The organism is Ruegeria sp. B10 (assembly GCF_056539825.1).
Genome location: NZ_JBQFVP010000001.1, coordinates 327,695 through 353,751, shown reverse-complemented (window position 1 = coordinate 353,751; position 26,057 = coordinate 327,695). Strand labels below are relative to the sequence as shown.

The window sequence follows — 26,057 nt, the reverse complement described above, 5'->3', positions numbered from 1 at the left end:
GGCGGTTCGCTGCGAAAGCAGCACATCAGGATGAGGGCAGACGGTGGCAACCCGGGCACAGAGCGGGATCCTCCCATCGGTTAACCGGTGGCGCAGATCCCGGAAACTGCGCAATTACAGCACCTTCGGGCTGGTTCTTCTGGGACCGGTCTTGGCGCTTGCGACGTATCTTGTCATTGGCCCGTTCGATCTGGGCGCAACTGCCCCAACGTTGCGCCTGATTCTACTGGCTGACCTCGTTTATGTGCTGGTCGTTGCGGCGCTCGTTCTGGGGCAATTGGGCAGTCTGATCGCGGCGCGGCGAGCGAAATCGGCGGGGTCACGCCTACATTTGCGTTTGATTGGTGCGTTTACACTGCTGGCGTTGGTGCCGACAGTGACGGTCGCGATCTTCGCCGGGCTGACGGTGAATATTGGCCTTGAAGGCTGGTTTTCGGACCGGGTTCGGCAGGTTGTTGGGTCGTCGCTGACGGCAGCCGAGGCTTATGAGCTTGAGCACCGGCAGGGTCTGACACAAGACGCCGCCGTTCTGGCGCTTTTCCTCGACAATGCACGCGCCCGGGATTTCTACATTTCGGATGCGGAACTGCGCGAGGTTCTGGCGCAGGGGCAGGCTCAGATCCAGCGGGGGCTGCGTGAGGCCTATGTGATCGACGGTGATGGTGAAATCCGGTCGCGCGGTGATCGCTCTTACCTGTTCAACTACGAAGCGCCGACGCCCGAGCAGATGGCCGCAACCACCGAAAGCGGACTTCTGATCATCGCGGACTGGCAAAACAACGAATTCCGCGCGCTAGTGCCGCTGCAGGCGTATTTGGACCGGTACCTCTATGTCAGTCGTGAGGTCGACGGCCAGTTGCTGACGCTGCTGGATGACACCAAAGAAACCGCGCAGTTCTATCAACAGCTTGAAAGCGAGCGCGGTCGGGTGCTGTTCGAGTTCGGCCTTCTTTATCTGGGTTTTGCGCTGATCCTGATCCTTGCCGCGATGTCGCTGGGGATGTGGTTCGCGGAACGCCTCTCGAGGCCCGTGGGGCGCCTGACCACAGCGGCGCAGAGGGTTGGCGCGGGCGATCTGAGCGTGCAAGTGATCGAAGAGGCCAGCGACGACGAAATTGCAATGCTGGGTCGGTACTTCAACCAGATGACACGGCAGTTGAAAGGCCAGAGAGACACGCTGCTCGAGAATACTCAGCAGATCGAAAGCCGCCGACGCCTGTTCGACTCGGTGCTGAGTTCGGTAACCTCCGGCGTTGTGGGCGTTGACCCGGAAGGGTGCGTGACCTTCGTCAACCGCTCAGCCGAGCGGCTCTTGGATTGGTCCCGGCGCGAGGAGCACCTGGCCATTGGCATAGCCGTGCCGGAATTCCTGCCTTTGTTCGAAAGCCTGAAAGACAGCGGGCAAGAGGCGGTGCAAGGTGAGATCAAAGTCACCCGCAAAGGCCAGCTGGAGAACCTGCTTGTTCGGATGGCCACGCGGCGAGGCGAGGACGGCGGGCTTGAGGGCTATGTTGTGGCCTTTGATGACGTCACCGATCTGGTCAGCGCGCAGCGCATGGCCGCGTGGGGCGATGTGGCCCGGCGTATTGCCCACGAGATTAAGAACCCTCTGACCCCGATCCAGCTGAGCGCCGAGCGGATCAAGCGGAAATTCTCGCGCAAGCTGGACGAAGAGGATTGCGATATCCTCGTCTCTATGACCGACGTGATCGTGCGTCAAACCAATGACTTGCGGCGGATCGTAGATGAGTTCTCGAAATTCGCGCGCATGCCCGAGCCTGAACGGAGCGAAGAGGATGTCGTTGCGCTGGTGCGCGAGGCGGTGCTGTTACAACAGGCTGGTCAACCCGAGGTGCAGATTGATGCGGATCTTCCGGACCAACCAATCCCGGTGGATGTGGACGCGACCATGCTGAATCAGGCGTTTACCAACTTGATCAAGAATGCCGGGGAAGCCATTGAAACCCTGAAGGAAAAGGGCGCTCCTGAAAACCTGAAGCCGCAGATCAAGGTGGCGGTCTCTAGCGACGATGCTGGGACGATCATCACCATTGCGGATAATGGTATCGGGCTGCCGGAAGACCGTGCGCGGTTGTTTGAGCCCTATGTAACAACACGTGACGAAGGGACCGGGCTAGGCCTGCCCATCGTCAAGAAAATCATCGAAGAACACGGCGGAGCGCTGACGCTAGAAGACGCGCCCACCTTTGACGGACAGGACCATTTCGGCGCGATGGCCGTGATCCGTTTACCGGGGGCGAACCTCCCATCCAATTCAGCGCCACAGAAGCAGGCGATTAAAACCAACATAATGAAAGCAGGCCAAAGATGAGCGACATTCTGATCGTAGATGACGAACGCGATATTCGCGAACTGGTGTCCGACATTCTGGAGGACGAAGGCTATTCAACCCGGCTGGCGGCGAACTCGGATGAGTGCATGTCGTCGATCAATTCCGAGCCGCCGGGACTTTTGATCCTGGATATCTGGCTGAAAGACAGCCGCATGGACGGGATTGATATTCTGAAGGCGGTGAAACGAGACAACCCGGATGTGCCGGTGGTGATTATTTCGGGTCACGGCAATATCGAGATCGCCGTCGCCGCCATCAAACAGGGCGCGTATGACTTTATCGAAAAGCCCTTCAACATTGACCAGTTGATGGTCGTGATCCGTCGCGCGATGGAGACCTCGCGCTTGCGTCGCGAGAATGCATCGCTGAAACGCAAAGAGGTGAGCTGCTCGGATATGATCGGAAAATCGGCCTCGTTCCGGGCGATGCAGGGCCAGTTGGACAAGGTCACAAAGTCGAATGGCCGTGTGATGCTGAGCGGCCCGGCCGGGTCGGGCAAGGAAATCGCGGCGCGCTATATCCACGCGCATTCCAACCGAGCCAACGCGCCCTTCGTGACGGTCAACTGCGCGGGGATCGAACCAGAGCGGGTCGAAGAGGTTTTGTTCGGGCGCGAAAGCAGCGAACGCGGTGTGGAGCCGGGCCTGCTGGAAGAGGCCCACGGCGGTGTGATCTATTTTGACGAAGTGGCTGATATGCCCTTGGGCACCCAGTCCAAGATCCTGCGTGTACTGGTTGATCAGCAATTCCAACGCGTTGGCGGCTCGGACAAGGTACGGGTTGATCTGCGCGTGATTTCCTCGACCAACAAGAACCTCGACGATGAGATTGTGGCTGAGCGATTCCGCGAGGAACTTTATCACCGTCTGAATGTTGTCCCGATTGACGTCCCCTCGCTGGAGGATCGTCGTGAGGATATTCCGGTTCTGGCGCAGCACTTCATCGAAATGTGCAATGAAACGCAGGGCCTGCCGGTTCGGGAACTGTCTGAGGAAGCGGTTGCGCTGTTGCAGACCATGACATGGCCCGGCAACGTCCGTCAGCTGAAGAACCTGATCGAGCGTGTTCTGATCCTCGGCGATGGCACAGGCCCGATTGAGGCGCGCGAGCTGCCGAGCGATGAGGACAAGGCCGAGGATTCGGGTCGTGTGGTCCTGTCCGGCGCGCTGGCCACTCTTCCTCTGCGCGAGGCGCGTGAGGCGTTTGAGCGGGAATATCTGCTGACGCAGATCAACCGGTTTGGTGGCAATATAAGCCGCACCGCCAGCTTTGTCGGGATGGAGCGCAGCGCGCTGCATCGCAAGCTGAAATCGCTGGGCGTTGTGACCTCGAACAAATCGGGCGCGCGCGTTGCACAAATTGATGAGCCGGAACCGGCAGAGTAATCTACCGGGAAGGTCACGATGGGTATTGGCGCGTCATCCACGGGCAAGCGGCTTGAGACCCGGGGCTATCCGGGCTTCGGCAAGCGCCTGAAACGGTTGCGCCGGTCCGTCGGGTACAAACAGACCTATCTGGCCGAGCTGCTGGAGGTGGATCAGGCCACAATCTCGCGTTGGGAGAGAGGTGGACAGACGCCGCCTCCGGACACGCAACAAGCGGTTTTTGCCGCGCTCGGTCCAAAGCGATTCGATGACAGTGCGTTGAGGCGCTTGGTAATGAATTCCGCCGATTGCCTTCATCTAGTCGAAGAGGCGAGCCACAAATGCCTTGCCTATTCCGCCAGTCGGGCAAGGGACTGGAACACCAGCCAGAACGCGCTTTTGGGCGTGTCGCTCTGGCAGTTTGCGACCGAAGAAATCCAGAAGGCCGAGGCCGAGTTGGAAGCCGAAGGGTGGTGGGATATGCACACGCCCGCGCCCAAGGCTTTCCAGACTTCCGAGGCCATTCACGACCGTATTCGGATCAGTGCCGGACAAATCTTCTGGGAACGTCTCTACCTGTCTGACGGCACGCCGGTTCGTCTGGTCAGCGGGACGAAAGCAGGCGCATAATTTATGCGTTCCGTGGGCTGAGCAGGCGCTGTAGAAGCGCTCCATGATACAAGCATTTCAGGTTCTTCTCCTCTGGCTGGCCGGTCTGGGTGCGGCCACGCAATTTGCCAAGATTGCCGTGCCGTTTCCCGAGCTTGTGCTGCTTTACCCCGATCATGCCGAGAGTATGGGGTGGCTGTTGTCGATCATCAGTCTTCTGGGCGCGGTTCTGGGTGCGGTGTCCGGTGCCGTCGTGGGGCGCGTCGGGGCGTTGAAACTGCTCATTGGCGGGTTGTGTCTGGGCGGCGCACTGTCGATCTTTCAGGCGAGCCTTCCTGGGTTTTACACAATGCTGGCCACCCGGATTGTCGAGGGGGTCTCGCACCTCGCCATCGTCGTCGCTGCGCCCACGCTGATCGCTCAGATCACGAGCGGCAAGGCGCGCAATATCTCGATGGTGTTGTGGAGCACATTCTTCGGCGTGGCCTTCGCGTTGAACGCCTGGATCGGCCTGCCGGTCGTCGAGCATTTCGGCCTACCCTTTTTCTTCGCACTGCACGGCGGCCTGATGATCGCCATCGCGGGTCTGATCCTGCTTTGTGGAATAAAGGTTCAACCATCTCTGGGTGCTGCCCCTTGGCGTTGGGGCGAACTCTTTGACGTGCATCTGCGCACCTACCAGTCGCCCTTTGTGTCGGCCCCGGCCATAGGTTGGTTCTTCTACACTTTAACCTTCGTCTCGTTGCTGGCCATCCTGCCAGGTCGGCTGCCCGAGGGGCATACCGCGACGGTTGCGGGCCTGATGCCCTTGGCAGGCATTGTTCTGAGCTGGGTCGCAGTTCCAATCCTTTTGTCCCGAATGTCCTGCGTTGCGGTCGTCAATCTGGGATTTGCGCTTGGAATGTTTGCTATCACCGGGGTTTTTCTTGGCGTGCCGCTGGAACTCGTTTGTGTCTGTTTGTTTGCGGTGCTGGGGCTGGTGCAAGGGGGTAGCTTTGCCGCCGTGCCTATCCTGAACCAAACGCCCGAGACGCAGGCTCTCAGCTATGGCGCCATGGCGCAAATGGGCAATGCGGGGAACTTGTTGGGCACGCCTGTTCTGTTGGCCGTCCTTGGGCGGACGGGCGAGGCCGGTATGTTGATCACAGTGATCGGAATCTACGCGGTTGCGATCCTTGCGCATGTCGCATTGGCGCGAAAACGAGCGCTCCGTCAGCCGGCCTGACCGGGCGTGATGATCTGAAACGACCCGTCATCGAATTTGACGAAGCAAGATTCCGTATTCAGCGGAGGCAGGGTCGTTGTGCGGGTTGCCGGAACGCGGGATTTCACCCCGGATTTGCAGGGCGGCAGGCTGACAGGGCGAAACCCTTTCTGCGCCATGCACTGTGCCTCAACCGTGTTGCGAAGGGGTTGGTTGACGTCGACCGTGTATATGCGCCCAGGCTCCCACCAACCGCCCGACCGATAGCACCGTCCGCTTCCGTCGCAATAGGTGCGGCCCGGCCAATAGGTCGGCGGACCCTGACGGACCTGGTTGGCAACCGGTGCCTGTTCAAGCGCCTGAACCTTACACTGAGTGGTTTGTTCCTGCATCTTCGACACGCTTTCCCCCTCGCGATAGTATATGGAAAGCGGGCCGCAGGCAGTCAGCAGCATCACTGGAACAAGCAGGGGAACGAGTGTTTTCATATGCTTATTCTGCCCGAAAAGGTCGGGTATGACAATTCAATTGACCCTCTCAGGACCATCTGTCATTCAAAGATTTCAGGCAGAAGGGCCAGAAACATGAAGGTCATCATTTGCGGTGCGGGTCAGGTTGGCTGGCAGATCGCACGGCATCTATCGGGCGAACTGAACGACGTCACGGTGGTGGACAACAACCCTGATCTTGTGCGCCGCGCGACGGAAACGCTGGACGTGCAGGGGATCGCGGGCTTCGCCAGCTATCCGGATGTGCTGGAACGGGCAGGGGCGCGCGATGCCGACATGATCATCGCCGCAACCCATTCGGACGAGGTGAATATGGTCACCTGCCAGATGGCCCATTCGGTTTTCGCCATCCAGCGCAAGATCGCGCGTTTGCGGTCTCAATCCTACCTTCAGGCGATCCACTCAGACCTCTATCGCCGCGACCACCTACCGATTGATGTGGTTATCAGCCCCGAGCGCGAAGTCGCCGCCGCCGCCATGCGTCGCCTGTCGGCCCCGTCCGCCTTTGACACCGAGATGTTCATGAACGGCAAGGCCCAGCTGCTGGGCATCCGGATCGACGAGGATTGCCCGATCGTGAACACGCCTCTGCGGCAATTGACCGATTTGTTCTCGACCCTCAGCTCCATCGTGGTCGGGGTCCGGCGCGAGGGCAGCCTTTTCGCACCTGAATCCGAAGATCAGTTGTTCGTGGGCGATGAGTGCTATGTCTTCACTAGCGTGAAGGATGTCGACCGCACGATGGAGGTGTTCGGCAAAGCGCAAAAGCGGCAGGACCGTGTGGTGATCGTTGGCGGCGGCAATGTCGGCCTTGAGGTTGCGCGAACACTGGAAGAACGCGAAAGCCGCGTGCGGGCCAAGATAATTGAACGAGACCGGGAATGCGCCGAAAAAGCCGCCGAAGCACTTGAGCGGACCATCGTCCTGCATGGCGACGGGCTGGATTCGGCTTTGCTGAACGAGGCGGGCATCGACCGCGCTGATGCAATGTTGGCCGTCACAGATGATGACCGCACCAACATGCTGGCCGCCGTGCGCGCCAAGGCGGAAGGCTGCGCGCTGGCGATTGCGCTGATCAACGATCCCAGCATGGTGGCGTTGATGGGGCCGCTGGGGATCGACGCTTATATCAACCCACGGGCTACCACTGTCAGCTCGATCCTGCGCCATATCCGACATGGGCGGGTGCGGCAGGTCTATTCCATCGGCGACGCCGAGGCCGAAGTGATCGAGGCCGAGGTGCTTTCGACTTCGCCCATGGCCGGACAGAAACTGCGCGATATCGACTTCCCTGAGGGTGTTCTTGTTGGCGCGGTCCTCAAAGGCGACGAACTGTTGCGCCCAACGGGCAGTCTGCGGATTGACGAAAAGGACGTGCTGTCGATCTTTGCTATGGCCAAAGACGTCCCCGAGGTCGAACGGCTGCTGCAGGTTTCGATTGATTTCTTCTGATGGCGCGTGTGGTCACAGCTCGGATCGGGGTCTTGCGGCGGTTGCCGTTGTTTCTGCTGATCTGGGGGATTTCGGCGCTGTCTATGTGGGTGCCGGCGGGTTATGCGCTGGCGCTGGATGATCACGATACATCGCGGTCTTTCCTCTATTCCGGGCTGTTGGGGCTATTTCTGGTGTCCGCGATCGCTCTGGCGGCCTCGAACCGGGTGCCGCGGCGGGGGACGCTGGGGCAGTTGGCGGTGCTGCTGGGCTGTTTCACCATTCTGCCGATCTTTCTGGCCATCCCGTTTCACGACGCGCTTGGCAATACCACCTTTCTGAACGCCTATTTCGACATGGTCAGCGCCCTGACCACGACAGGAGCCGATTTGTTTCCCGACCCCAACCGCCTCAGCGCGCCGTTGCATCTATGGCGCGCGCTGGTGGGTTGGATGGGCGGTTTGCTGATGTGGATCGCCGCCGCTGCGATCTTGGCACCGTTGTCACTGGGCGGGTTCGAGGTCACGGCACGCGGTCAACCCGGTCGGCCGGTCTCGGGCGTGGCCCAGAGCGAACAGGTCGATCCGCGTGGCCGCCTGTTGCGTGTGACCCGCACCCTGACGCCGATCTACGCGGGCCTGACCGCCGTGGTCTGCATCCTGCTGCTTATCGCCGGAGAGCAGGGCCTGACCGCGATTTGCCATGCGATGTCGGTGATGGCGACCTCGGGTATCTCTCCTGTTGGTGGGCTGGAGGGCGCGCAGGCGGGCATCACAGGGGAAATGATCCTGTTTCTGTTTTTGCTTTTCGCCCTGTCGCGCCTGACCTTTTCAACCGACACGGCCGCCAGCGGCTTTGCCCGGCTGGACAAAGACCCCGAGTTCCGGATCGGGCTGTTCATCGTGTTGGCCGTCGCTGTGCTGCTGTTCTTCCGCGTTTGGGCAGGGGTCAATGAAATCGGAGGTCAGCTGCAGCCGTTGCAAGCCCTACACGTCATTTGGGGTATGCTGTTCACGGGCCTCGCTTTCCTGACCACAGCCGGGTTCGAGAGTGCGAATTGGAACGATGCCCAGCAGCTTTCGGGTCTGGGGACTCCGGGGTTGGTTCTGATGGGGCTGGCGCTGGTGGGTGGCGGTGTCGCGACCACGGCAGGTGGGGTCAAATTGCTGCGGGTCTTTGCGCTCTACCTCAATGGCGCGCGCGAGATTGACCGGCTGATCCACCCGTCCTCGGTCAGTGGTACCGGCGGCGGCAACCGCCGCATTCAAAGCGACGGAGCATTCATCGCATGGATCTTCCTGATGATGTTTGCGTTGACCCTTGCCCTGTTTAACCTGCTGCTGGCCCTGATGGGGTCGGGGTTCGAACAGGCCATGGTGCTGAGCGTCGCAGCGCTCAGCACAACCGGACCGTTGATCGAGCTTGCGACGGATGTCCCGATCCGCCTGGTTGACCTGTCGGGCGGGGCCAAACTGACGCTCTGCGCGGCGATGGTGATCGGTCGGCTTGAGACACTGGCGATCATCGCGCTGATCACGCCGACCCTGTGGCGGGATTGAACCACTGCGCGTGCCCAGCGTTACTGCCTGATTTTTCGTCTGGAATATCTGTGCGCGTCACTCCATACTCTGCCAGAGGGAGCGCGTTGGTCCGCAGCGCGTAGCAAGAACAATGGCGAGTTAATAAAATATGGCTTCGGACAGACAGAATCTGCAGGACGCGTTCCTGAACAATGTACGGAAAGCAAAAGTCCCGGTCACGATTTTCCTGATCAATGGCGTGAAATTGCAGGGTGTGATCACTTGGTTCGACAATTTCTGCGTATTGTTGCGCCGCGACGGACAGTCGCAGTTGGTCTACAAACACGCGATTTCAACCATCATGCCATCGCAGCCGATCAACCTGTATGAGGGCGAAGACGCCTCTTGATGGAACATGAAAGGAAGCGCACCCGGGCTTGGGTGCTGCATCCTGAAATCAAATCAGATGAACAGCGCCGCGTCCCCGGACCCGCGCTGGAAGAGGCGGTTGCACTGGCAGCCGCATTGCCCGATCTGGACGTGATCGGGTCTGAGATCGTGCGCCTGCCGCGCGCGCAGCCGGGTCTTCTGTTCGGCAGCGGCAAGATCGATGAACTGGCCGAACGGTTGCACGATAGCGAGGTCGAACTGGTTCTGATCGACGGCCCCGTGACGCCGGTTCAGCAGCGCAATCTTGAGAAAGCGTGGAAGGTCAAGATCCTCGACCGGACCGGTTTGATCCTTGAGATTTTCAGCGATCGCGCTCGTACACGTGAAGGGGTCTTGCAGGTCGAGATGGCCGCGCTCAGCTATCAGCGCACACGGCTTGTCCGGGCCTGGACTCACTTGGAACGCCAGCGGGGCGGGTTGGGTTTTGTTGGCGGCCCGGGTGAAACTCAGATCGAGGCCGACCGCCGCGCCATTGACGAGCAACTGGTGCGTTTGCGTCGGCAGCTGCAAAAGGTGGTCAAGACCCGCACGTTGCACCGGGCCGCGCGCGCCAAGGTGCCGTATCCGATCGTGGCGCTGGTGGGCTACACCAACGCGGGCAAATCCACCCTGTTCAACCGCCTGACCGGGGCCGAGGTGATGGCCAAGGACATGCTGTTCGCCACGCTGGACCCGACCATGCGCCGCGTTGTTCTTCCCGACGGACCCGAGGTGATCCTGTCAGACACGGTGGGTTTCATCTCGAATCTCCCGACGGAACTGGTCGCGGCATTCCGGGCAACGCTTGAGGAAGTGCTGGGCGCGGACCTGATCGTGCATGTGCGTGACATCAGCCATGACGAGTCACAAGCGCAGGCCGATGACGTTCAGGCCATTCTCACCTCACTGGGTGTCGATGATGAGCGGCCGATGCTGGAGGTTTGGAACAAGACCGATCTGCTGGACGCCGATGAGCGCGAGGCGGTTTTGGCGCGCGCTGACCGTGATCCGTCGATCTTTGCGATCTCGGCCGTGACCGGTGATGGGATCGCGCCTCTGCTGGCTGATATCGCGACAAAACTGCAGGGGGTTCGGCGTGAAACAACTCTTACGCTGAGCTTCGCCGAAGGAAACAAGCGCGCGTGGCTGTTCCGGCAGGATGTCGTTCGATCCGAGGAGCAAACGGAAGACGGGTTTGAGATTACGGTACTTTGGACCGACAAACAGGCAGCGCAGTTTGCCGGGCTTTAAAGGCTAGCTACCGGCGATTTGCCTGTGAAAATCCTCCATATCGAACCAGCCCACTGAAGACTGGACCCTGTGCTCGGGCGTTAGGTCCCATTCTTCCCATCCACGAACCACCACCTGATTACCGGTTTCGGAATGATGCCCTTCCATCGTTTTTACGAAGATCGCGTGTGATCCGGCCCAGCGAAACATATCGCATCGCACTTCGAGGTTGGAAAATTCAGCGTGAAAACCACGCACCATTTCTACGATGGCGTCCCGGCCTTTGTGCGGGTCGCCTCGGTTGATGATGATCTGCCCATCAGGTGCAAAAAAACGTGCGACATCCTCGGCGTCACCGGAGCTCCAGGCGATGGCGTAATCGCGCGCTATATTGTTCAGGATGTCCCGAATGCTTGCCATGATCGTCCCCCACGGATCCCACATCACCTGTTCGGTGATCCTAGGTTAAATTGGGAAGGCTTGCCACGACACCTCGGAAATCGGGGCGAGGAGTCGCCGAATGGGCGGATTATTGCGGGGTGAGCGTGGTAACTCCCACCGCTGCGGCCCGCGCCAGATCAATGTCGAGGGACATCGGGATGTATTCTCCGCGCCGCCACAGCTGCGCCTGATCGTCATAGTAGCGAGACAGGAAATGCCCGGACTGCCCGGTTGCGGTGATAAAGACCGAACTGTCGGGATCAGCGAAATCGTAGACTCCGCGATAGCCAGCACCATGCACGTTTAGGAATGGGTCAGGTCCTTCACCCGAGGTCCGTCCGCGCAGCAGGGTGTTGTCGCCTCCGCTGGTCGATTGGCGAATGTTAACGAAGTAACGCAGGACCGGAACATTCCCAAGAACCGGATGATCATGGGTGGCCTGATGGGCATCGCCCCAGCGCAGGGATTCAAGCGTGGTGCCGTAGGTCTCGGCGATCCAGATCAGCGCGTCATCCAACGCCAGCTCTGCCATGTCCGAGCAGGTCTCGACCGGGGCGCTTTGGCGCACGTCACACCAGACCGACGCGTCATCAATGTCGCGGTAAACCCGTTCGATGAACAGAGGTTCGACATGTTTGAACTCGCTGGCCAACGGGCCGAGTTCATCCCCGATCAGGCGGATCTGCAAAGCGCGTAGCCACGCGGCATAGATCAAAGGCTCCGGCAGATGTTCGTTCATTTCGCCATTCCATTCCGCCAGCAGCGACAGGGCGATCTGGCGCTGACGTTCGGGCGTGCCTTCGGGGGCCGAGGCACCGGTGAACCACAGATCAGCTCCAATCAGCGGTAGCAGCGAGCGCGCGGTGAAACTGACGGTGTCCAGTTGTGCTTCGATAAAGCTGTCGCGCGTGTGGACCTCACGTGATTGCATCAGCCGTTCCCAGCGGTGAACGCGCTGTGTGTCACCCCATTCGAATGAGACATGGTTGGGAAATGGACGGTCGATAATCTTGTTGTTGGTGTTGCCCAGCAGACCACCGGCGGGTGACGTGAACTCGGGGTTGGAGGCATAGGGCATGCGGCCTTGCCACCGGTTTTCCGCAATCCAGCCGGGCGTTGGAATGCGTCCTTTACTTTGGTTGAGGCGGTCGCGCTTAGGGACTGCTCCGATCAGTTTCAGGCCAATCGTTTCGGTGTCGACCAGAGACAGGTTCTGCGACGGCGCGATGAATTTCTCTGCGACGTCAATAGCTTCGCGCACGGTATCAGCGTTCATCAGGGCCATTGAAGCGCTCATCGACGTGTCATTCGGGCTGAGGGCGGTCCAGGACAATGATGCGACATGTCCGGGTGGCGTGATCGTTTCCAGATCATAGTGACTGCCGGGTAGTACCGGGCCATTCTCCGTCCAGCGCAGGGTCAAGGTGATGGGGGCCTCGTCCTTGATTTCGATGATCGAAGGGCGGCTTTGGAATTCCTTGAACCCGTCGGGGGTCAGGTATTCTTCGGGATTTTCAGGGTTGAGCTGCTCGATATGCAGGTCCTGATCGTCCAGATAGGAGGAGGTCAAGCCCCAGCCCAAACGGTCGCTGCGGCCGCTCATCACGGCAGGAATGCCCGGGATTGTCGCGCCGATCACACCGCCCTTTGCAAGGTCCAGATGCGCGAGGTACCACACGCCGGGTGCGGTGAACCCCAAATGCGGGTCGTTGGCCAAAAGAGTCCCTCCGCTGGCCGAGCGGGACGGCGCGGCAACCCATGCGTTTGACGCTCCGGCTAAACCACGTTTGGGGAATGGCGACAGCGGCGTATCCGGCATCGGCGTCCCAGCAGCATAGCGTGGCAGGCCGGGAAACAGCTGGGCATATTCGGGCAGGGCGGCGATGCCGGCACCGGGCACATCCGGCAGAATGTCGACCAGCCGCGCCGGATCGTCCAGCATCAGCGAGGTGCGGGCGCGCAGAACCTCATCCTTCAGGTGGCCCGACAGCTGCAACCCCATAAGCTTGATCACAGCGAGGCTGTCACCCGGTTGCCAGGGTGAGACGGGGGCGTTGAACAGAAACATCTCGGGCGCGCCGCGGCCTAAAGCCTCTTCGTTGATCTGCGTGAGGCGGGCATTGACCCCTGCGGAATAGGCGCGCAGTGCAGCCTTGGTATAGTCGTCCTGCGCCTCGACCGAGCGATGCGCCAAGCCGTAGAGGTCAAGCCGACGTAGAAGCTTGTCGATGGCAACGGTACGCGCGCCAAATACTTCGGACAGACGGCCCTGGGCGGTGCGGCGCATGACGGTCATCTGCCACAAACGATCCTGCGCGTGCGCATAGCCCAAACCAAAGAACACGTCCGGGTCGGTTTCGCCAAGAATATGGGGCACGTTTGCCGTGTCACGAATAATCTCGACGGGGGCAGTGACGCCTTGAACCTCAAGGGTTTGATCGTATTCGGGCAGCGACTGGCTGGCCAGAAAATAGACCAGTCCGATGGCGGCAAGAACCAGCAGGACAAGACCCGTGGTGATGCGTATCAACCAGCGAAAGACAAGAGCCATGGACGTCCCACTTGTATTCGTTCTTCACGTGGCGAGAGGTTACTTCAAGGCCGCCCCGACCGAAAGAGGAACACTGCGGAAACCTGTCTTGAAGTGGCAATGAAAAAGACCCGGCCCCAAGAGGGGACGAGGTCTTTCAGAGAGAGGCGTTGTAGTGCAAAATCAGGGGATGATGCGGGTGTATTTGATGCCTTCGACGGTCGCGCCGATCTGCAGGCCTGCCTGGCCGAAGATGGCCGCCAAGACCGGGCTGAGCAGGGTGGTTGTATCGGTCGACAACTGGTCGCCCTGATCGCTGACCACATAGCCGATATCAGCACCGGCAGTCCAACCGCTGGAACGACGGAAGTCGTTCAGTGCGTCCTCGGTCATGAAGAACAGCACATGTGCGTATTGCTGCGCGCCAATCTGCAGACCCGCAGTGCCTTTGACGGCCGAGTAATAGTCAACCGTAGCGCCATTGATGCGCAGCGCGCCCTGACCATACCCGCCGCCGAATACGAACCCGGCCTCTGTAATCAGGGGCATGACCAGCATGCCGTTGGCTTTTTCAGCGATCTCGACCGTGTTGGGGTAGCGGGCAAACATCTCAGTCAGTGTTGCGTCTACACGGGCATCAAGGGTGGCCGCGTTCGAGTTGCCGACGCCGTTGCCGCAGGCTGCGGTCAGGGTCAGACCTGCCATGCCCAAGGCAAAGCCGCGACGGTTCAGTCGGGGAAGGGTGGAACTGCTCATGGTTTTTGTCTCTGTAACTGTGCCTGATATGTCGGGTGTTCCCGATCTTATGTGCAAGAATACGCCGATTGACCCTGCATGTCACGACAAAGCTGCCGCGGCCCGCGAAACAATCGGCGAAATATCGCGAGGTGCCGGGGTTTTAGCCTTGAAGAACCCGTGCGACCTGCGGCGCGAAATAGGTCAGGATTCCGTCGCAACCTGCGCGTTTGAACGCCAGCAGACTCTCCAACATCACCTTGTCGCCGTCGATCCACCCGTTCTGCGCGGCCGCCTGGATCATCGCGTATTCGCCCGAGACCTGATAGGCGTAGGTGGGCGCACCAAACGTGTCTTTCACGCGGCGGCAGATATCCAGATAGGCCATGCCCGGCTTGATCATCACCATATCGGCCCCTTCGGTCAGGTCGCGCTCGATCAAGCGCAGGGCCTCGTTCGAATTTCCAGGGTCCATCTGATAGGTTTTCTTGTCGCCGGTCAGGGCGCCAGAGGCACCAACCGCATCGCGGAACGGGCCGTAAAAGGCGCTGGCATATTTCGCGGCATAGCTTAGGATCATCACGTTGTGATGACCCGCCGCCTCAAGCGCCGAGCGCATCGCGCTGATCCGGCCATCCATCATGTCTGACGGACCAATGATATCGGCCCCGGCCTCGGCCTGCGCGAGGGTCATCTTGACCAGCGCCTCAACGGTCTGGTCATTCACGATCTCGCCATCCACTACATAGCCGTCATGGCCGTTGATATTGTACGGATCCAGCGCAACATCGGTCATGACCGCGATATCCGGCGCCACGGCCTTGATAGCACGTATCGCGCGGTTCGAGAGGTTGTCAGGGCTCCAGGCCTCGGCGCAATCCTCGGTCTTGAGCGACGCATCAGTATAGGGAAAGATGCAGATCGCGGGGATTCCAAGGGCTTGTGCTTCGACCGCTGATTTGGCAATTAAGTCGACCGACCGCCGCAACACGCCGGGCATCGAGGGCACGGGCTCTTCAATACCTTCTCCATCGCGCACGAAAACCGGCCAGATTAGATCGTCGGTGGTCAGCGTATGCTCACGCACCAGCCCGCGGATCGCATCGGACTGACGCGCCCGGCGAAATCGGGTTTGGGGGTAGGGGGCGATGGTCGGTTTCATGGCGCGTCCTCCTTGAACATTGCCGCATTGGGTGGCATGAATCCGCCAAGGGCTCAAGGGCATCAATGGACGCGCCATCGCGACAGACCCCCCCTGAGGATTGTGAATAAAGGGCTGCGTTTGGACTGGTACGCTAAGATTTTCGAACTCATCGACATGCGCAGCTTTTCGAATCTGTGGTTCTGGATTGTTCTGGCGGTGATCTGGTCTTCGGCCAGTCACTGGTCGATGGGGGTACCCTACGACATGGTAGTCCGCGCCCGCCGGGTCGGCGGCCAGCTTGAGGTCGACCTGCTGGACATCGTGCGCATCAACACCAACCGTATGCTTTATTATGTCGAGGTGTCGGGCATGGTGATGTTGGCAATGGCCTGTTTCGTCTTTACCGCACTGGCGACGCTCGGCTTTTATTATTGGGTCGAGTTTGCACAGGCCGTGTTCCTACTGTTGTTTCCCCTGGTGATCGTGACCTTCATCAACATCTTTCACGCACGCCGTTTGCGGCGGCACGAGCTGACTTTGGAGCGCGTCTCCAAGACGCTGTCACGATGCCGCCTGTATACGCAGATCATCGGCATGATCTCGATACTGGTCACTTCGATGTGGGGCATGTATCAGAACCTTTCAATCGGCGTTCTGGGATAGCGAAATCTGAAAGGGTCAGGGATGAAGGCTCCGAACCACGTGACAGTCGGCGGCGCCCCCGAAGGGTATGATGCACTGCTTGTCCTGAACGAGATCGCGCGTTCTGGTGGGCCGGTTTGCCATGTGGCACGAGATGACAAGCGGCTCGAGGGGATGCGCGCAGCACTTGCGTTCTTTGCCCCTGATGTGCCGGTTTTCGTTTTCCCCGGTTGGGATTGTCTGCCCTATGACCGGGTCTCGCCCAACGCGGATATCGCCGCAGCGCGGGTGGCGACGCTAGCAGCGCTGGTCCACCAGATGCCCGAACGTTTCGTGCTGCTGACCACACTGAATGCCGCGACCCAACGCGTGCCTGCGCGCGAGGTTCTGCGCGAGGCTGCCTTTACCGCTCGCGTCAACCAACGCGTGGACGAAGGCGCCCTGCGCAAGTTCCTGGTGCGGATGGGGTTCACCCAAAGCCCGACCGTGATGGAGCCCGGAGACTACGCGATCCGGGGCGGGATCATCGACATCTTCCCTCCGGGCGAATCCGGCCCCGTCCGGTTGGACCTGTTCGGAGACGTTCTGGACGGCGCGCGCCGCTTTGATCCGGTCTCGCAGCGCACCACCGAAAAGCTTGACGTGATCGAGCTTGCCCCCGTATCCGAGGTTATTCTGGACGAGGCCGCCATCACCCGGTTCCGTCAGAACTATCGCATCGAATTCGGCGCGGCGGGCACGGATGATCCGCTCTATGAGGCCGTCAGTGCGGGCCGAAAACATCAGGGCATTGAACATTGGCTGCCGTTCTTCCACGAAAAGCTGGAAACCCTGTTCGACTATCTGCCGGAGGCGACGATTTCTCTGGACGATCAGGTCTCACCCGCGCGTCTGGCGCGGTGGGATACGATTGCCGATCAGTATGAGACACGGCGGCTGGCGCTGGAAAACCGCTCACGCATGGATACGGTTTACAAGCCGACACCGCCGGGTTTGCTCTATCTCGATGACGCGGCGTGGGATCGGGCCGTGGGCGATCGGCGCGTGCTGCAATTCAGCCCTCTGCCGCAGGCCAGCGGACCCGGCGTGATCGACGCGGGCGGGCGGATCGGGCGGAACTTTGCGCCCGAACGCCAACAGGAAAGCATCAGCCTGTTCGGTGCTCTGGCGGATCACATCAAGGGCAAGCTGGACAAGGGGCCGGTGCTGATCGCGTCCTATTCCGAAGGCGCGCGAGAGCGTCTAACCGGCTTGATCGAAGACGAAGGTCTGGCCGAGGCGATCCCGGTCACCGATGGTACGCGCATCGGCAAAAGGGGCCTCCATCTGGCGGTCTGGGCCTTGGAACATGGGTTCGAAACGGCGGACTTGACCGTGATTGCGGAACAAGACGTTCTGGGCGACCGCCTGATCCGCCAGCCCAAGAAGCGCCGCAAGGCCGAGAACTTCCTGACCGAGACCCAATCCCTTAGCCCCGGCGATCTGGTGGTGCATGTCGACCACGGCATCGGCCGCTACATGGGGATGGAGGTTGTGACCGCGGCGGGCGCAGCCCACGAATGCCTGCTGCTGGAATATGCCGAACAGTCCAAGCTGTACCTGCCGGTCGAAAACATCGAACTGCTGTCGAAATACGGCCACGACGAAGGGTTGCTGGACCGTCTGGGCGGCGGCGCATGGCAGGCCAAAAAGGCTAAGCTGAAAGAGCGCATTCGCGAGATGGCGGACAAGTTGATCCGCATCGCCGCTGAACGCGCCCTGCGCAAAGCCCCCGTGATGGACCCACCACCCCACGCGTGGGAGGAGTTCAGCGCGCGCTTCCCCTATCAGGAAACCGACGATCAATTGCGGGCCATATCGGAAGTCATGGAGGACATGCATTCCGGCGCGCCAATGGATCGTCTGATCTGCGGCGATGTCGGCTTTGGCAAGACCGAGGTCGCCATGCGCGCGGCCTTTGTCGCCGCCATGTCAGGCGTGCAGGTAGCCGTCGTTGCGCCGACCACTCTGCTGGCTCGTCAACACGCGGCCTCGTTCAAGGAACGCTTCCGAGGCTTCCCTCTTGAGGTCCGGCAGCTATCGCGTTTTGTTTCGGCGAAAGAGGCGCAACAGACTCGAGACGGGCTGGCGCGCGGGACAGTCGATATTGTGATCGGCACCCATGCTCTGCTGGCGAAAGGTATCCGTTTCAACAATCTCGGCTTGCTGATCATCGACGAGGAACAACATTTCGGTGTCGGCCACAAAGAGCGTTTGAAACAACTGCGCTCGGACATCCACGTCCTGACTCTGACCGCAACGCCGATCCCACGCACGCTGCAACTGTCACTGACGGGGGTGCGCGACCTATCAATCATCGGCACGCCGCCCATCGACCGCCTGGCCATCCGCACCTATGTCAGCGAGTTCGACGCAGTAACGATCCGCGAGGCTTTGCTGCGCGAACACTATCGCGGCGGGCAGAGCTTTTACGTTGTGCCGCGCATCTCGGATCTGCCTGAAATCGAAGAGTTCCTGAATGAGCAGTTGCCAGAGCTGACTTACGTCGTCGCTCATGGGCAGATGGCGGCGGGTGAACTCGACGACCGCATGAACGCGTTCTACGACGGCAAATATGACGTGCTTCTGGCGACGACGATTGTGGAAAGCGGTTTGGATATCCCAACGGCCAACACAATGGTCGTGCATCGGGCGGATATGTTTGGCCTTTCGCAGCTCTATCAGATCCGAGGCCGCGTCGGGCGCTCAAAAACCCGCGCCTATGCCTACCTCACAACCAAGCCGCGCCAGAAACTGACCGCCACCGCCGAAAAGCGCCTGCGTGTTTTGGGGTCGCTTGATACGCTGGGGGCCGGGTTCACGCTGGCCAGCCAAGACCTCGACATTCGTGGGGCTGGCAATCTGTTGGGCGAAGAACAATCCGGCCAGATACGCGATGTGGGCTATGAACTCTACCAGTCGATGCTGGAAGACGCGATAGCCAAGATCAAAGCCGGTGAGATGGAGGGGCTCTCGGACGCCGATGACCAATGGGCGCCTCAGATCAATCTGGGCGTACCGGTTCTGATCCCCGAGGATTATGTGCCCGACCTCGATGTCCGTCTGGGCCTCTATCGCCGCTTGTCATCGCTCTCGACCAAGGTTGAACTGGAGGGCTTTGCCGCGGAACTGATTGACCGGTTCGGCACCTTGCCGAAAGAGGTGAACACCCTGATGCTGGTCGTCCGCATCAAGGCTATGTGCAAGCGCGCGGGTATTGCAAAACTGGATGGTGGGCCGAAAGGGGCGACGATTCAGTTTCACAACGACAAATTCGCCTCGCCCCAAGGGTTGGTCGAGTTCATCCAGAACCAGCGCGGCATGGCGAAGGTTAAAGACAACAAAATCGTTGTGCGGCGCGACTGGAAGAAAGATAGCGACAAGATCAAAGGTGCCTTTGCCATTGCCCGCGACCTGGCGGAGAAAGTCGTGGCCGAAAGAAAAAAGACCAAAACAGGCGGATAGCGGGGAAGGGGGCGCTGCCCCCGCCGCGGCAAGCCGCGACTCCCCCGGGATATTTCCGGCCAGATGAAGCAGGGGATCCGGACTTCATCTGGCCAAAAATACCTCCACCGGAGGCATCGCGCGCAGCGCGATTCAGGTCTGCATGGCGGACTGAGCGCAGAAACAGGATGCGGCGACTGCGCGGTCGGCCCTTGCCAGCGCCAAATCCAGCCTCTGTTTGATCTGAGGTAGCTCAATCCTATCGCCGCGTGCTTTCAGGCAGTCGTGCAGGCCCTTCAAGCTCCAGACATTGTCTGGGTGGATCGAGGCGCGGCTGAGGGTTCCGCCAAGGCCCAGATCTTCTCGGTAAACGGTTTCCGCCTCGGTCAAATGGCCCTGTTCGAAGAGCAGCGCGCCCAGGGCGTGGCGAGTGGGTTGCATCCATCCCCAAGGCTCGTCGTAGGGCAACGTGTCGTCCAATTCGACAGATCGGCGCAGGTGAGCGAAAGCGAGATCGAAGTTTCCCTTTCGGTATTCGATCTCACCGCGCAGCATTTCGGTTGCGATCTCCAGCAGGTCGATGACGCGGTTGTTGTGCAATCGCCGAGCCTCGGGCACACGGGCTTTGGCTTTGAGGAACAGTTGCTCCTCGGCTTCGGCTTTGGGCACATCCCCGGTCGCGGCGAAAGCAAGCGCGCGGGCGTAGTGGGTGGTTGCCGTCAGCGTGCGGTACAGGTCGGGGTCGTCGGGTAGCGCCAGCGCTTTTGCCTCCTCCCATCGGCCAAAGCGGATCAGGATGTGAGGCCCCATGGACATGTAGCTTTCAAAAAAATCTGCCATGGGCGGGCTCTCGATGCGCAACATCTCTTCGGGGGTCGTGTCCCAGATACCTTGGTTGGCCCGCAGGGCCGGTTCGATCTGACCCAGAAACATCGCGCCATAGATGGTGAAGTGATAGTCATGTTGCCGGTAGCCGGTGTAGATGTTGAACGCCCCTTCACGCTCATAATATTTCAGGTCCGCTTCCGAGGCTTTCTGGTTCCAATGCACCACGTTCTGATAGTGGCCGCAGAGGATATCTATATGCGTTGGCATATGCACAAGGTGGCCTGCATCGGGGACCAGAGTGCGTAGGATATCGCCCGCTTTCAAGGCCTTTTCGGGTGTTGGGGACATCTCCATCAGGTGGACATAAAGGTGCAGAAGGCCGGGATGAGACATGGCGTCGGGGTCGTTCTGCATGGCCCATTCCAGCGCCTCTTGCGCCTCAAGCGTGGCGGCACCTTCGGCGGGTTGACCTGTTGACAGGTCCCACATTTGCCACGGCGTCAGGTTGAGCAGCGCCTCGACATAGATTGTGCGCAGGTCCAGATGATCTGGCTGAGCCTTGAAGGCCGCGCGCATCGCGTCGGCAAAATCATAGTCCCACTCATGCATGCCCTCGGTCGTGTCGCGCTGCGGATAGCGGGACGGCAGGGCGTGGATCAGAGCCTTTTCAACCTCGGTACAGCCATCGGTCAGGCTCAGCGCCTTTTGCGTGGCTTCATAGGCCTTTGTCAGGGCTTTTTGCCGTCCCCGGTCGTCTTGCAGATCCCAGGGCAGGTTGTAGTTCGGGCCGGCTGCGTAGGCGACGCCCCATTGCGCCATGGCGCAGTTCGGGTCATGTTCGACAGCTTTTTCAAAGCAGGCGACGGCCTCATCATGGTTGTAGCCATAGGTCCAGACCAGCCCTCGGTCGAACCAGAGTTGGGCTTCAGCGGATGCTGTTGAAACAGGGTAGGAATAGGTGCCCAGATCGTAGTACTCACTCATAACTGACCCTCCGCCATGTTGGTCGGGACAGCGTAGCGCGTTTGATCCGGGCTGAAAATCCTCAGGCGAGCAGTCTGTTTTCGATGCGCCCCATGTGGATCATCAGGCTGAAGGCCAGGATACACATGGTCAGAATGCCGGTAGTCAAAGGCAAGATCGAGCCGTCAAATAGCAGCCCGACCGGTGCAGCAATGGCCGCGGCGAGCACTGTCGAGACCGAGCCGATGACAGAAGCTGCCATTCCGGCGATATGCCCCATCGGTTCCATCGCGATGGCGTTCAGATTGCCCATGGTAACACCCGCCATGAAGAAAACGGTGGTTTGCCAGGCAACGAACAGGCCAAACGAGGCGTCGGGCGACAGCGGGAAGGAATTGGTCACGATCACCAGCGCCGTGATGCCAATCTGCGCCCCGAGCGCCCATGTTACCATGCGGCGCATGCCGACGCGCACCACGAGGGCCGCATTCAACACACTGGCCGATCCGGACATCAGGGCGACGAACCCGAACCAGAACGGAAAGCTTTCGGCCCGGTCGTGGATCACGTCATATACGGGCTGAACCATGGTCAGCATGGTGAACAAAATCCCCATGCACAGCGTTTGCACCATGATGGACAGGCGCACGGTTGGATGTGCGAACATCTCTTTCGTTGCGGCGACCATTAGCGGCAGGCGGAAGGGGCGACGGTTTTCTACGGCCAGCGACTCGGGAAGGCGGGTTCCCATCCAGACGCAGACGATCACGGCGAACAGAATAAAAGACATAAAGATACCGCGCCAGCCGAACAGGGCGATCACTCCGGCCCCCAACATGGGTGCCACGGCGGGTACAAGCGTGAACAGCAGCATTGCGATCGAAATGATGCGCGCCATGATCCGGCCCGAGTACAAATCGCGGATGACAGCCATAGCCACAACGCGCGGACCTGCCGCGCCCAGCCCCTGTGCCACGCGGGCCGCCAGAACGAGTTCAAGCGAGGAACTGGCCCAAGCCACGGCCGAGGCCGCAATATAAAGCGCGACACCGCCATAGATGACCGGTTTGCGGCCAAACGCATCCGACAGAGGGCCGGTAAAAAACGTGCCAATCCCCATCCCAAGCACGAAAGACGTCAGGATCAGCTGCGCGCGATTGACGTCATCCGGGCTGAGCTGCGCGCCGATCTCGGGCAGGGCAGGCAGCATCGAGTCGATCGAAAAGGCGATGGTCGAGAACATCATTGCGATCAGCGCAATGAACTCTCCACGAGACATGCGGTTGGTCATGGGGACTCCTTACCTGATCGCGCTATCACGACGGATCAGGTTGCGCCAGACCGGAATTTCGCACAGACCTCTGTGCTTCTATGCAGAGGAAGCCTCAAGTTGAGACATGATTTCTCCGATCACTTTCTCCCACATTTCAGGAGGTTGCGCGCCCGGAACGGCATGTTGATTGGCAACAATGAAGGTCGGGACCGAGCTGACGCCCATCTCGCGTGAGTGGGTGTCGCGGTTGCGGATATCCTCACGGTCGGCGTCAGATTTCAGCAATTTCATTACCACTGCCGCGTCCATGCCAGCGCTATCGGCGATGTCGGAGAGGACCTCCGGGTCGCCGATATCACGCGCTTGAACAAAATACGCGTCGAACAGAGCATCGACGACGGCGTTCTGCTTGCCCTCGATACCGGCCCAGTGGATCAGGCGATGCGCGTCCAGCGTGTTTGGCGTGCGTTTCATCCCCTCAAAGTCGATCTTGAGGCCCGCATTCTCGGCATGTTCAACCACGGGCGCATAGGCCCGTACCGCACCGTCCTTGCCGCCGAATTTCCGTTCCAGATATTCGCGCCGATCCATGCCTGCATCCGGCATGTCGGGGTTCAACTGGAACGGGTGCCACTCGATCACAAACGGATGCTCCGGAACCTTTGCCAAGGCTTTGTCCAGATGGGTTTTTCCGATGTAGCACCACGGGCAGATCGGATCGGACAAGATATCAAGCTTGACGGTCTGGGTGTTTGTTTGGCTCATGGGGTGGACGCCTTGAAATAGGCCGGCAACGCGCGGCGCAGGAGTTTGCCGTTGCCGCCGGTTGGCAACTCGGGAAGGTGAACGAAGGCACGCGGCTGTTTGTAACGCGCCAGATTGGCTTGGACATAGGTGTGCAGAGCGTCTTCGTCCAGTCTATCGGGGCCAGAGTAGAAGGCCGCTATCACAAATGTGTCCTGTTTAACCTCGACGGCTGCGGCCCCGACCTGAGTGATGCCGGGAAAGCGGGACAGGACGGATTCGACCTCAACCGGCGAGACGCGGTAGCCGCCTGCGTTCATCATGTCATCGTCGCGCCCCAAATAGGTGATCTGCCCATCAACGGCCATGGCGCCCTGATCACCGGTAAGAAACCAGTCGCCTTGCTGGCGGGCGGCGGCCTCTTCGGGAGCGTTCAGATAGGTCAGCATCAGGCCGGGGTCAGAGCGGTGAATGGCGATGGTCCCCTCAGCCCCTTGCGGCACGGGTCCCTCCGGCCCGAGGATCGCGACGCGGCGACCCGGTTGCGGTTGTCCGAGGGCATCCCCGCGCGCAGGATGGGTCGGGCTGGATGAAATGAAGGTCGAACACTCGGACATGCCAAACGCTTCGTAAAGTTCTGTTCCGGTGGCCGTTTCCCACTGGGTATGCAGGGACCGAGACAGCTTTTCCCCGGCGCACAGACCGTGGCGCAGATCGGGCAGTTCGATCTGATCCGAACCGGACAGTATCTTTCGAAAAACACCGGGCGCTGCGGCAAAGATCGTCCCGCGGTTTTGGCGCAGCATCTGCGGTAATTGAGACATATCGGTGCCGGGTTCAGGGATCAGGGCTGAGGCTCCGATCGTCCACGGATCCATAAGCCCGGTGCCCAGCGTATAAGTCCAATTGAACGCACCCGCGTGGCACAGGCGGTCGTGTTCCGTCAGGCCATACCAGCCGTCGACCATCATTTGGCGCGCCCAAATCGCTCTGTGAGCATGGGCGACTGCGCGGGGCTTGCCCGAGGTGCCAGAGGTGTAGACCACATAGGCCAGACGCTCGGGGTCGCCCATATCGAACGATGCGGGCGGTAGGTCATGCATGGCGATCAGGTCATCCAGATGGATCTGATTGGGGTGTTCGGCACAAGCCACAGAGGGGTCGCGCAAGATGGCGGCGGGCGAAAGCTCCGCGATGATCCGGGCGGTTTCCGGTTCGGTCAGTTGCGATGAAGTCGGAACAGGCACGATGCCGACGGCGATAGCCCCAAGATAGGCGATCGGAAACTCGACGGTGTTTCCAAGACGCATCAGCACGATGTCTCCGGGGTGCAGTCCGGCCTGCAAAAGGCCCTGACCCGTTCCCAGAACAGCGGCTTTCAATGCGCGATAGCTCCAGTCTTCGGATCCGTTTTGACGCAGTACTGACAGGGCGGTTTTATCAGCCAGCTGATCCGCCTTGCCCAGCACATGAGCAGCCAGATTGAACGGGGTCGGGCAGGGCGTCGGTGGCCCCTGATCGAAGATTGAAAGCATGGCAACTGGCTAACCCGGCCCATGGCGCGTTGCAAGCGCGGCTTGTGCACCCTATAGACGATGGCATGAGTACCCAAGATCCCAAATCCCTGATCCGCATTGCCCGCGACGCAGGCGAACACACGGAACCCGAGCCTTTGGACCTGGGCGCCCGCGTGCGCGAGTTGCGCAAGGCGCGCAACTGGACGCTGGAGCAGGCAGCCTCGCAGGCCGGTCTGGCGCGTTCGACGCTCAGCAAGATCGAAAATGGTCAGATGTCACCCACCTACGATGCGCTGAAAAAGCTGGCCATCGGGTTGGAGATCTCGGTGCCTCAGCTCTTCACCCCGCCGCAGCGTGAGCAGGTGATTGGTCGTATGGCCGTGACCCGGTCCGGCGAGGGGGCTGCACATGCCACTGCCACCTATGAGCATGAGTTGCTGGCTGAAACCCTGACGAAAAAGCAGATGCTCCCCTATCGCGCCCGCGTCCGCGCCCGCTCGATGGATGAGTTCGAAGGTTGGGTGCGCCATGACGGGGAGGAGTTCATGTACGTCCTGACCGGCGTCGTGCGGTTGTATACCGAGTTCTACGAACCGGTGGAGATGCGCCGGGGCGACAGCGCCTATTACGACGGCAGCATGGGGCATAATGTGATTTCGGTCAGCGATGAGGATGCGACCATCCTCTGGGTGACATCACTCGCCTAGGATCAGTTCAATTCGCGGTTCAAAGACTCCGTGAACAGAAAATCCTCGACCTCTTCGTGGGCTTCATTGACAGTTAGGTGATGGCGTTCGGCCAGATAGGCTTCGAACTGTTTGCGATCCTTGCCGACACGCGGCATATCCTGGTCCCTCAGGTTGGGAAAACGGCGTTTAGCGCGGGCGTAGCACGCGTTCCAGTCTTGTGTCAGATCGGTCCAGTTCAGCATCTGCGAGCTTTCCTTCTTCGGGTTTCAGGACGGCTCTCCCCTAGGAACAGCGTACGGACGAGTTGACGCAGCGGAAGACATGACAAGATGTCGCACCCCTGAGCAGGTCGATATTATGCCGATTAGAGTCAGGTTTGTGCCGTGGGTTTGGTGCAAAACCCGGTCGAACGTCCATAT

At 60.1% G+C, this 26,057-nt stretch carries 21 protein-coding genes; 11 read left to right on the top strand and 10 right to left on the bottom strand.

Going from position 1 to position 26,057, the window contains the following annotated elements; translation table 11 throughout:
- Positions 1–43 precede the first annotated feature (43 nt).
- From ACR0J4_RS01775 to ACR0J4_RS01760, 4 genes are read left to right on the top strand one after another with little or no spacing between them, the layout of a single operon-like run.
- Positions 44–2,332 (top strand): sensor histidine kinase, encoded by a 2,289-nt coding sequence (locus ACR0J4_RS01775; RefSeq protein ID WP_170641854.1) that lies wholly within the window; start codon positions 44–46, stop codon positions 2,330–2,332.
- On the top strand, positions 2,329–3,738 hold the full coding sequence (gene ntrX / locus ACR0J4_RS01770; protein WP_170373861.1) for a nitrogen assimilation response regulator NtrX: 1,410 nt from the start codon (positions 2,329–2,331) through the stop codon (positions 3,736–3,738). Before ACR0J4_RS01775 ends, ntrX begins: the two co-directional genes overlap by 4 nt.
- Before the next feature lie 18 nt (positions 3,739–3,756).
- Entirely contained in the window at positions 3,757–4,347 is a 591-nt protein-coding gene (locus ACR0J4_RS01765) for a helix-turn-helix domain-containing protein (protein ID WP_170641853.1), read from the top strand.
- 43 nt (positions 4,348–4,390) lie between these two features.
- Positions 4,391–5,551, top strand: a complete 1,161-nt coding sequence (locus tag ACR0J4_RS01760; RefSeq protein WP_170641852.1) for an MFS transporter — start codon at positions 4,391–4,393, stop codon at positions 5,549–5,551.
- Here ACR0J4_RS01760 and ACR0J4_RS01755 read toward each other — a convergent pair.
- Positions 5,539–6,018, bottom strand: a complete 480-nt coding sequence (locus ACR0J4_RS01755; RefSeq protein WP_170641851.1) for a hypothetical protein — start codon at positions 6,016–6,018, stop codon at positions 5,539–5,541. The genes ACR0J4_RS01760 and ACR0J4_RS01755 overlap by 13 nt on opposite strands.
- 96 nt (positions 6,019–6,114) lie before the next feature.
- On the opposite strand from ACR0J4_RS01755, the gene trkA reads away from it, so the two are divergent.
- The 4 genes from trkA (at position 6,115) to hflX (ending at position 10,670) form a co-directional block, all read left to right on the top strand.
- Positions 6,115–7,491, top strand: a complete 1,377-nt coding sequence (trkA, locus tag ACR0J4_RS01750) for a Trk system potassium transporter TrkA (protein WP_170466662.1) — start codon at positions 6,115–6,117, stop codon at positions 7,489–7,491.
- On the top strand, positions 7,491–9,029 hold the full coding sequence (locus tag ACR0J4_RS01745) for a potassium transporter TrkG (RefSeq protein WP_170458533.1): 1,539 nt from the start codon (positions 7,491–7,493) through the stop codon (positions 9,027–9,029). The genes trkA and ACR0J4_RS01745 overlap by 1 nt, the downstream gene beginning before the upstream one ends.
- Before the next feature lie 130 nt (positions 9,030–9,159).
- Complete coding sequence (hfq, locus tag ACR0J4_RS01740; RefSeq protein WP_005982826.1) at positions 9,160–9,399, top strand: RNA chaperone Hfq; 240 nt, start codon at positions 9,160–9,162, stop codon at positions 9,397–9,399.
- Positions 9,399–10,670: a GTPase HflX gene (gene hflX, locus ACR0J4_RS01735; RefSeq protein WP_170641849.1), complete on the top strand. Its 1,272-nt coding sequence runs from the start codon at positions 9,399–9,401 to the stop codon at positions 10,668–10,670. The genes hfq and hflX overlap by 1 nt, the downstream gene beginning before the upstream one ends.
- A gap of 3 nt (positions 10,671–10,673) precedes the next feature.
- On the opposite strand, the gene ACR0J4_RS01730 is transcribed toward hflX, so the two are convergent.
- From ACR0J4_RS01730 to hemB, 4 genes are all read right to left on the bottom strand, one after another.
- Positions 10,674–11,069, bottom strand: a complete 396-nt coding sequence (locus ACR0J4_RS01730) for an SgcJ/EcaC family oxidoreductase (protein ID WP_170548388.1) — start codon at positions 11,067–11,069, stop codon at positions 10,674–10,676.
- A 109-nt stretch (positions 11,070–11,178) separates the two neighbouring features.
- Positions 11,179–13,641, bottom strand: a complete 2,463-nt coding sequence (locus tag ACR0J4_RS01725) for a penicillin acylase family protein (RefSeq protein WP_170641846.1) — start codon at positions 13,639–13,641, stop codon at positions 11,179–11,181.
- Between the two features lie 162 nt (positions 13,642–13,803).
- Positions 13,804–14,376, bottom strand: a complete 573-nt coding sequence (locus ACR0J4_RS01720) for a lipid-binding SYLF domain-containing protein (RefSeq protein WP_170373852.1) — start codon at positions 14,374–14,376, stop codon at positions 13,804–13,806.
- A gap of 142 nt (positions 14,377–14,518) precedes the next feature.
- Complete coding sequence (gene hemB / locus ACR0J4_RS01715) at positions 14,519–15,517, bottom strand: porphobilinogen synthase (protein WP_170641844.1); 999 nt, start codon at positions 15,515–15,517, stop codon at positions 14,519–14,521.
- A 120-nt stretch (positions 15,518–15,637) separates the two neighbouring features.
- Here hemB and ACR0J4_RS01710 point away from each other — a divergent pair, with 120 nt between their 5' ends.
- Positions 15,638–16,162, top strand: a complete 525-nt coding sequence (locus tag ACR0J4_RS01710; protein WP_170548394.1) for a component of SufBCD complex — start codon at positions 15,638–15,640, stop codon at positions 16,160–16,162.
- 21 nt (positions 16,163–16,183) lie between these two features.
- Positions 16,184–19,645 (top strand): transcription-repair coupling factor, encoded by a 3,462-nt coding sequence (gene mfd / locus ACR0J4_RS01705; RefSeq protein WP_170641842.1) that lies wholly within the window; start codon positions 16,184–16,186, stop codon positions 19,643–19,645.
- Between the two features lie 132 nt (positions 19,646–19,777).
- Here the strand turns inward: mfd and ACR0J4_RS01700 are convergent, their stop codons facing one another.
- From ACR0J4_RS01700 to ACR0J4_RS01685, 4 genes are all read right to left on the bottom strand, one after another.
- The gene (locus tag ACR0J4_RS01700; protein ID WP_170641840.1) at positions 19,778–21,436 is read right to left on the bottom strand and encodes a tetratricopeptide repeat protein; all 1,659 of its coding nucleotides are present in this window, start codon (positions 21,434–21,436) and stop codon (positions 19,778–19,780) included.
- A 61-nt stretch (positions 21,437–21,497) separates the two neighbouring features.
- Entirely contained in the window at positions 21,498–22,706 is a 1,209-nt protein-coding gene (locus tag ACR0J4_RS01695; RefSeq protein WP_170641838.1) for a multidrug effflux MFS transporter, read from the bottom strand.
- Positions 22,707–22,784: 78 nt separating this feature from the next.
- Complete coding sequence (locus tag ACR0J4_RS01690; RefSeq protein WP_170641836.1) at positions 22,785–23,453, bottom strand: DsbA family oxidoreductase; 669 nt, start codon at positions 23,451–23,453, stop codon at positions 22,785–22,787.
- The gene (locus tag ACR0J4_RS01685; RefSeq protein ID WP_170641834.1) at positions 23,450–24,967 is read right to left on the bottom strand and encodes a class I adenylate-forming enzyme family protein; all 1,518 of its coding nucleotides are present in this window, start codon (positions 24,965–24,967) and stop codon (positions 23,450–23,452) included. Before ACR0J4_RS01685 ends, ACR0J4_RS01690 begins: the two co-directional genes overlap by 4 nt.
- A gap of 65 nt (positions 24,968–25,032) precedes the next feature.
- Here ACR0J4_RS01685 and ACR0J4_RS01680 point away from each other — a divergent pair, with 65 nt between their 5' ends.
- Entirely contained in the window at positions 25,033–25,656 is a 624-nt protein-coding gene (locus ACR0J4_RS01680; RefSeq protein WP_170373845.1) for a helix-turn-helix domain-containing protein, read from the top strand.
- A gap of 2 nt (positions 25,657–25,658) precedes the next feature.
- Here the strand turns inward: ACR0J4_RS01680 and ACR0J4_RS01675 are convergent, their stop codons facing one another.
- Positions 25,659–25,880, bottom strand: a complete 222-nt coding sequence (locus ACR0J4_RS01675) for a hypothetical protein (protein WP_170458509.1) — start codon at positions 25,878–25,880, stop codon at positions 25,659–25,661.
- Positions 25,881–26,057: the final 177 nt, after the last annotated feature.

Bases quoted from the DNA above. Each gene is read 5' to 3' on its own strand.
- ntrX (WP_170373861.1), top strand. From the start codon at position 2,329: ATGAGCGACATTCTGATCGTAGATGACGAACGCGATATTCGCGAACTG.
- ACR0J4_RS01765 (WP_170641853.1), top strand. From the start codon at position 3,757: ATGGGTATTGGCGCGTCATCCACGGGCAAGCGGCTTGAGACCCGGGGC.
- ACR0J4_RS01760 (WP_170641852.1), top strand. From the start codon at position 4,391: ATGATACAAGCATTTCAGGTTCTTCTCCTCTGGCTGGCCGGTCTGGGT.
- ACR0J4_RS01755 (WP_170641851.1), bottom strand. From the start codon at position 6,018: ATGAAAACACTCGTTCCCCTGCTTGTTCCAGTGATGCTGCTGACTGCC.
- trkA (WP_170466662.1), top strand. From the start codon at position 6,115: ATGAAGGTCATCATTTGCGGTGCGGGTCAGGTTGGCTGGCAGATCGCA.
- ACR0J4_RS01745 (WP_170458533.1), top strand. From the start codon at position 7,491: ATGGCGCGTGTGGTCACAGCTCGGATCGGGGTCTTGCGGCGGTTGCCG.
- hfq (WP_005982826.1), top strand. From the start codon at position 9,160: ATGGCTTCGGACAGACAGAATCTGCAGGACGCGTTCCTGAACAATGTA.
- hflX (WP_170641849.1), top strand. From the start codon at position 9,399: ATGGAACATGAAAGGAAGCGCACCCGGGCTTGGGTGCTGCATCCTGAA.
- ACR0J4_RS01730 (WP_170548388.1), bottom strand. From the start codon at position 11,069: ATGGCAAGCATTCGGGACATCCTGAACAATATAGCGCGCGATTACGCC.
- ACR0J4_RS01725 (WP_170641846.1), bottom strand. From the start codon at position 13,641: ATGGCTCTTGTCTTTCGCTGGTTGATACGCATCACCACGGGTCTTGTC.
- ACR0J4_RS01720 (WP_170373852.1), bottom strand. From the start codon at position 14,376: ATGAGCAGTTCCACCCTTCCCCGACTGAACCGTCGCGGCTTTGCCTTG.
- hemB (WP_170641844.1), bottom strand. From the start codon at position 15,517: ATGAAACCGACCATCGCCCCCTACCCCCAAACCCGATTTCGCCGGGCG.
- mfd (WP_170641842.1), top strand. From the start codon at position 16,184: ATGAAGGCTCCGAACCACGTGACAGTCGGCGGCGCCCCCGAAGGGTAT.
- ACR0J4_RS01700 (WP_170641840.1), bottom strand. From the start codon at position 21,436: ATGAGTGAGTACTACGATCTGGGCACCTATTCCTACCCTGTTTCAACA.
- ACR0J4_RS01695 (WP_170641838.1), bottom strand. From the start codon at position 22,706: ATGACCAACCGCATGTCTCGTGGAGAGTTCATTGCGCTGATCGCAATG.
- ACR0J4_RS01690 (WP_170641836.1), bottom strand. From the start codon at position 23,453: ATGAGCCAAACAAACACCCAGACCGTCAAGCTTGATATCTTGTCCGAT.
- ACR0J4_RS01685 (WP_170641834.1), bottom strand. From the start codon at position 24,967: ATGCTTTCAATCTTCGATCAGGGGCCACCGACGCCCTGCCCGACCCCG.
- ACR0J4_RS01680 (WP_170373845.1), top strand. From the start codon at position 25,033: ATGAGTACCCAAGATCCCAAATCCCTGATCCGCATTGCCCGCGACGCA.
- ACR0J4_RS01675 (WP_170458509.1), bottom strand. From the start codon at position 25,880: ATGCTGAACTGGACCGATCTGACACAAGACTGGAACGCGTGCTACGCC.